Below are 6,180 nucleotides of genomic sequence, written 5' to 3'. Positions count from 1 at the left end.
GCGAACGCCGCCGGCGGCACCGGGTGCGCGACCCTCAGCTACCCGCTGTGCGCGCGTTCCGTCGCGTCGGCCCAGGTCGTGGACGGCTCGATCGCCGAGATCGACCTGAACGCCGCCGTACGCGACAAGCTCAACAAGCCGGCCACCGGCGAGGCCGGCCCGGCCGGACCCGAAGGTCCCGCGGGCCCCGCAGGCGCAGTCGGTGCGGCCGGCAAGGACGGCGTCTCGGGCCTCTCGGTGGACGGCCCGCAGAAGACGGTGCCGAAGGGCTACAGCACCGTGACGCTGACCTGCGCCGACGGCAAGAAGGCGATCGGCGGCGGCCTCAAGTGGGACACCGGCAGCACCACGGCCGCCGACGTACTGCTGAACGGCTCCTACCCGAGCGACATCACCGCGGTCAACGGTGTGTCGACGGCCTCCTCGTGGACGGTCGCGCTGACCAACAACGACCCGAAGGGCCAGATCACGGTCCAGCCGTTCGTCACCTGCGTGACCGCCGACTGAGTCTGCTGCACGGCAAACCCCGGTCGCACCAGCGGCCGGGGTTTACTCTGCCCCAGGGGCAGAGGGTTTGATAGCTGCGTGTTGACGATCAGTGAGTTCGGGCGGCGCGCCGGGCTTTCGTTGAAGGCCTTGCGGCTGTACGACGTGTCCGGGCTGCTCGCCCCGGCCGAGGTGGACCCGGACAACGGATACCGGCGGTACGACGAGACCCAGCTGGAGCGGGCGCGCCGGATCAGCGTGCTACGGCAGCTGGACATGCCGCTGGCCACGATCACCGAAGTACTCTCCGGCACCGACGAGTTCGCGATGATCCGGCTCGACCGCTGGTGGGCCGCCGAGGAGGCGACCACCTCGGCGCGACGCGCGACGTTCGAGTACCTGCGCGACCGGCTCGCCCGATCCGGTACGCCGGGACTCACACCGCGACCGGTACACACCCGCGACGTACCGGCGACCAAGATCGCCAGCATCCGCGAGGACACCGACCAGCAGCAGCTGATCGGCGTGATCGTGACGTGCACCGACGAGATCCTGACGTACCTGCGGGCCGCCGGGGCGAGCGCGACCGTCGGGTCGTGGGTGATCTACCACGGCGCGGTCACCCCCGAGGGCGAGGCGACGGTCGAGGTGTGCGTCCCGTTCGACGGGCTGGTCGACCCGGCCGGGCGGATCGGGATCCGGGTCGAGCCCGCGCACCGCGAGGCGTACTGCACGATCACGATGGACGAGTGCGTGTACCCGCGGATCATGCTCGCGTACGACCTCGTCAACGACCACGTCCGCGCGCACGGCCTGCCCGAGGCCGGTCCGCCGCGCGAGGTGTACCTCCCCGACTGCCACCTGCTCCCGCGCGACCAGCCGGCCGTCGACATCGCTCTGCCCGTTCTCGAAAGGACTCTCTGATGGACTACGCGATCCAGAGCCGGTTCAGCGACCCCGGCGTACACGCAGGCCTGTTCGACGCGCTGCCGGACGACGTTGCCGGCATCGCGGCGGTGGTGCGCAACCTGGTGATCCACTACCGCGGCGGCGGCATCGACTTCACCGGCGAGCGGCTCGCCGAGATCGACAGCCGCTGGGTGTCGGCGATCCTCGACACCGACCAGAAGCGCAACGGTACGCCGCTCGCGGCGCCGCGGGAGCCGGTCGACCGGGTGGTCGGGTGCTGCCGCGACCACACGTTGCTGTTCGTCTCCGTCCTGCGGCACAAGGGGATCCCGGCGCGCAGCCGGGTCGGGTTCGCGAACTACTTCACCGAGGGCTTCAACAACGACCACGTGGTCGCGGAGTACTGGGACGGGGACCGCTGGGCGATGATCGACACCGAACTGGAGCCCGGCACACACCCGTTCGACGTGGCCGACATGCCGGCCGGGCCGTTCAAGTCCGCCGCCGAGGTCTGGCTGGGGTACCGGGCCGGGGAGCTCGACGGCGATCTGTACGGCGTCGACCCGAATCCCGACGCGCCGCTGAAGCTGCACGGCGGCTGGTTCATCCGTACCTACGTGCACTTTCAGCTGGCCCACCTCAACGGCGACGAGCTGCTGCTGTGGGACAACTGGGGCAGCATGTCAGGCACCCTGGACGGCGCCGACGTCGAGGGCACCGACCGGATCGCCCGGCTGATGGTTGCCGCCGACAACGGAGACGAGGCCGCCGCGAAGGAGGCCGACGAGCTCTACCGGACGGATCCGGCGCTCACCTTCACCGGCCGCGCGTTCGTCACCTCCCCGGCATCAGGCGGGGCGTTCTCCTGGCAGGACCTCAGCCGCTGAACCCGCTTGCGGCGTGCGAAAACGCCCCCGCCTGGTGAGGCAGGCGGGGGCGTGTCTTTTCTGGTCGGGCTCAGAACTCCGAGCCGGCGGGGAGGTCGGGGGTGCTGGGGTCGTCCGGGTCGGACGGGCCGGCCGCGAGGCCGAGCTCGGCGACCGACGCGAGGCGCGGGTGGTTCGGGACGACGCGGACCGTGTAGCCGAACGGGCCGGTGCGGTCGAGCTTCAGCTCGCCCTCGTACCGGTGCCGGTTGCCCTCGTACGTCTCGGCCAGCGACAGCATCGTGCGGACCGGGTCGGTGATCTCGTCGTTCGTGTCGACGCGGCCGTGCAGCACCTCGACACAGATGTCCGACGGCTCGAGGTCGCCGAGCGCCGCGAAGGCGCGCAGCCCGACGGTGGTACCCAGCTGCGGTACGTCGCCGAGGCCCTGGAGCTCCACGTGGTCGACCCGGATCTGCGGCCACGCCGCCCGGACCTTCTGCTTCCACGCGGCCAGCTCGCGGGCACCGTCGTACGTCGAGTTCAGCGCCCGCGACGACTGCGCGGCCGGCACGTACAGCTGCTCGACGTAGTCCTTCACCATCCGGGTGGCGAGCACCTTCGGGCCGAGCTCCTTGATCGTGTGCCGGAGCATCTCGATCCAGCGGCCCGGGACCGCACCGTCGTAGAACCGCGGCGCGACCTGCTTCTCGATCAGGTCGTACAGCGCGTGCGCCTCGAGGTCGTCGCGGCGGTCGGTGTCCTCGATCCCCTCGGCGGACGGGATCGCCCAGCCGAACTCGTCGTCGTACCACTCGTCCCACCAGCCGTCGCGGATCGAGAGGTTCAGCGCACCGTTCAGCGCCGCCTTCATCCCGGACGTGCCGCAGGCCTCGTACGGCCGCAGCGGGTTGTTCAGCCAGACGTCGCAGCCCGGGTACATCGGCTGCGCGAGCGCGATGTCGTAGTCCGGCACGAACACGATCCGGTGCCGCACCTCCGGGTCGTCGGCGAAGCGCACCATCTCCTGGATGAGCTTCTTGCCGCCCTCGTCATGCGGGTGCGCCTTGCCGGCGATGACGATCTGCACCGGACGCTCCGGGTGCAGCAGCAGCGACTTCAGCCGCGCCGGGTCGCGCAGCATCAGGGTCAGCCGCTTGTACGACGGGACCCGCCGCGCGAAGCCCATCGTCAGTACGTCCGGGTCCAGGATCGAGTCGACCCAGCCGAGCTCGGCGTCGCTCGCACCGCGGTTGATCCAGGACTGCCGCACCCGGGACCGGGTGTCGTCGATGAACCGCTGCCGGAGCAGCCGCTTGGTCTCCCAGATCTGCGCGTCCGTGGTCTTGTCCAGACCCTCGAACACCGAGTCGCCGTCGGCGGTGTAGTTCGCGTACGTCAGGTCGTGCACCTCACGCGCCACCCAGGTCGGCGCGTGCACGCCGTTGGTGATCGAGGTGATCGGTACGTCGACCGGGTCGAAGCTCGGCCACAGCCCCGCGAACATCCCGCGGCTGACGACACCGTGCAGCTTGGACACGCCGTTCGCGCGCTGGGCCAGCCGCAGGCCCATGATCGCCATGTTGAACAGCGCCGGGTCGCCGCCCTCGAAGTCCTCGGCGCCGAGCTCGAGGATCCGCTCGATCGGGACCTCCGGGCCGAACACGTCGGCGGAGAAGTGCTGCTGGATCAACTCGACCGGGAACCGGTCGATACCGGCCGGGACCGGCGTGTGCGTGGTGAACACGGTGCCGCCGCGGTTGACCTCGAGCGCGGTGTCGAAGTCCAGGTCCTTCTCGGCGGCCAGCTCGCGGATCCGCTCGATGCCGAGGAAACCGGCGTGGCCCTCGTTGGTGTGGAACACCTCGGGCGCGGCGTGACCGGTGATCCGGCAGTACGTCCGGACCGCGCGGACGCCGCCGACGCCGAGCAGCAGTTCCTGGAGCAGCCGGTGCTCGGTGGACCCGCCGTACAGCCGGTCGGTCACCTCGCGCTCGGACGGCTCGTTCTCCTCGATGTCGGAGTCGAGCATCAGCAGCGGCACCCGGCCGACCTGGGCGACCCAGATCTGCGCGTGCAGCTCGCGGTTGCCGGGCAGCGCCAGCGTGATGGTCGCGGGGGCGTCACCGTCCCGGAGCAGGCTGATCGGCAGCCCGTCCGGATCCACCAGGGGGTAACGCTCCTGCTGCCAGCCCTCACGGTTCAGCGACTGCGCGAAGTAGCCGTGCCGGTACAGCAGACCGACGCCGATCAGCGGTACGCCGAGGTCACTGGCCGCCTTCAGGTGGTCACCGGCGAGGATGCCGAGACCGCCGGAGTACTGCGGCAGCACGTGGGTGATGCCGAACTCCGGCGAGAAGTACGCGACCGCGTCGAGCGGTGAACCGCCCGCGGTCTGGAACCACCGGTCCTCGGTGACATAGCTGTCCAGGTCGGCTACCGCCAGTTCCAGCCGGCTCAGGAAAGCGTGGTCGTTGGCCAGCTCGTCGAGCCGGGCCGCCGGTACCTCACCGAGCAGCTTGACCGGGTCACCGCCGGTGCTCCGCCACAGCTGCGGGTCGACGGCCTCGAAGACGTCCTGCGTCTCCGGGTGCCAGGCCCAGCGGAGGTTGTTCACCAGGGTGCCCAGACCGGTCAGCGGCTCGGGCAGGACAGGGCGGACGGAGAATCGTCGTATCGCTCGCACCGGGACACCGTACCGGGCCAGGGTGCGCAAGACACCCTCGGGATGCATCGATCTTGCAACGCGAGCAAGATTTTGCAGCTGTGCATGTCACAGAGCAGGGGCGGGAACCGATACGGTCAGTGTTACAGGAACTACGTCCATCCGCCGGATCCGCAGCATCACGGAAAGCGAAGGTTCGTCTACGCCATGACTGGGCGCATCCCGATCACCGATGTCACCCCGACCGTCGACGCCGGAGCGTATCCGGCCAAGGCAGCCGTCGGCGAGACGTTCACGATCGCGGCCACGGTGTTCCGCGAGGGACACGACGCGGTGAACGCGAACGTCGTCCTGACCTCACCGTCGGGACAGACCAGACGGATGCTGATGGCCCCGGGCGCGCCCGGCACCGACCGGTGGAGCGTCGACGTGACGCTGCAGGAGCAGGGCGCGTGGACGTTCGCGGTCGAGGGCTGGAGCGATCCGTACGGGACCTGGCGGCACAACGCCGAGATCAAGGTGCCGGCCGGGATCGACGTGGACCTGATGTTCGCCGAGGGCGCCGCGTTCTTCGACCGGGCGGCCGCCGGCGTACCACCCGCCGTACGGGCGGACCGGTCCACGCTGAGCGACGCGGCACATGCCCTGGCGAACGGCGCGCTGCCGCCGGAGGCGCGGCTGGCCGCGGGGATCTCCCCGCAGGTCCGGGCGGCCCTCGGGCGGTACCCGGTGCGCGAGCTGATCACGTCGTCGGAGACGTACCCGGTGTGGGTGGACCGGACCCGCGCGCTGTACGGCAGCTGGTACGAGTTCTTCCCGCGCTCCGAGGGTGCGACGTACGACGAAGAGACCGACACCTGGAAGTCCGGCACCTTCCGTACCGCGGCTCAGCGGCTCGAGGCCGTTGCGAAGATGGGCTTCGACATCCTCTACGTGCCGCCGATCCACCCGATCGGGCACTCGTTCCGCAAGGGGCCGAACAACACCCTCGACCCGAAGCCCGGCGACCCGGGCTCGCCGTGGGCGATCGGCTCCGAGGAGGGCGGCCACGACGCGATCCACCCGGAGCTCGGCACGTTCGAGGACTTCGAGTACTTCGTCGGCCGCGCGCGCGAGGTCGGCCTCGAGGTCGCGATCGACCTGGCGCTGCAGGCGTCGCCGGACCACCCGTGGGTCAAGGAGCACCCGAAGTGGTTCTCGGTCCGCGCCGACGGCTCGATCGCGTACGCCGAGAACCCGCCGAAGAAGTACCAG

General features: G+C 70.3%; 4 protein-coding genes and 1 pseudogene. 4 read left to right on the top strand and 1 reads right to left on the bottom strand.

Going from position 1 to position 6,180, the window contains the following annotated elements; all coding sequences use genetic code 11:
- The 3 genes and pseudogenes from VFF46_RS35555 to VFF46_RS35545 all read left to right on the top strand — a co-directional run.
- Positions 1–507: pseudogene (locus VFF46_RS35555) on the top strand (hypothetical protein); the annotation flags it as partial.
- 78 nt (positions 508–585) lie between these two features.
- On the top strand, positions 586–1,410 hold the full coding sequence (locus VFF46_RS35550) for a MerR family transcriptional regulator (protein WP_325041647.1): 825 nt from the start codon (positions 586–588) through the stop codon (positions 1,408–1,410).
- Complete coding sequence (locus tag VFF46_RS35545) at positions 1,410–2,282, top strand: transglutaminase domain-containing protein (RefSeq protein WP_325041646.1); 873 nt, start codon at positions 1,410–1,412, stop codon at positions 2,280–2,282. Before VFF46_RS35550 ends, VFF46_RS35545 begins: the two co-directional genes overlap by 1 nt.
- 70 nt (positions 2,283–2,352) lie before the next feature.
- Here VFF46_RS35545 and glgP read toward each other — a convergent pair whose 3' ends face one another.
- The gene (gene glgP / locus VFF46_RS35540) at positions 2,353–4,947 is read right to left on the bottom strand and encodes an alpha-glucan family phosphorylase (RefSeq protein WP_325041645.1); all 2,595 of its coding nucleotides are present in this window, start codon (positions 4,945–4,947) and stop codon (positions 2,353–2,355) included.
- Between the two features lie 186 nt (positions 4,948–5,133).
- Between glgP and VFF46_RS35535 the strand changes: the two genes are divergently transcribed.
- A partial coding sequence (locus VFF46_RS35535; RefSeq protein ID WP_325041644.1) for a maltotransferase domain-containing protein occupies positions 5,134–6,180 on the top strand: 1,047 nt, incomplete at its 3' end.

Source organism: Kribbella sp. (genome assembly GCF_035655035.1).
Lineage (GTDB): Bacteria > Actinomycetota > Actinomycetes > Propionibacteriales > Kribbellaceae > Kribbella.
This window is presented reverse-complemented; position numbering and strand designations above follow the sequence as displayed.

Bases quoted from the DNA above. Each gene is read 5' to 3' on its own strand.
- VFF46_RS35545 (WP_325041646.1), top strand. From the start codon at position 1,410: ATGGACTACGCGATCCAGAGCCGGTTCAGCGACCCCGGCGTACACGCA.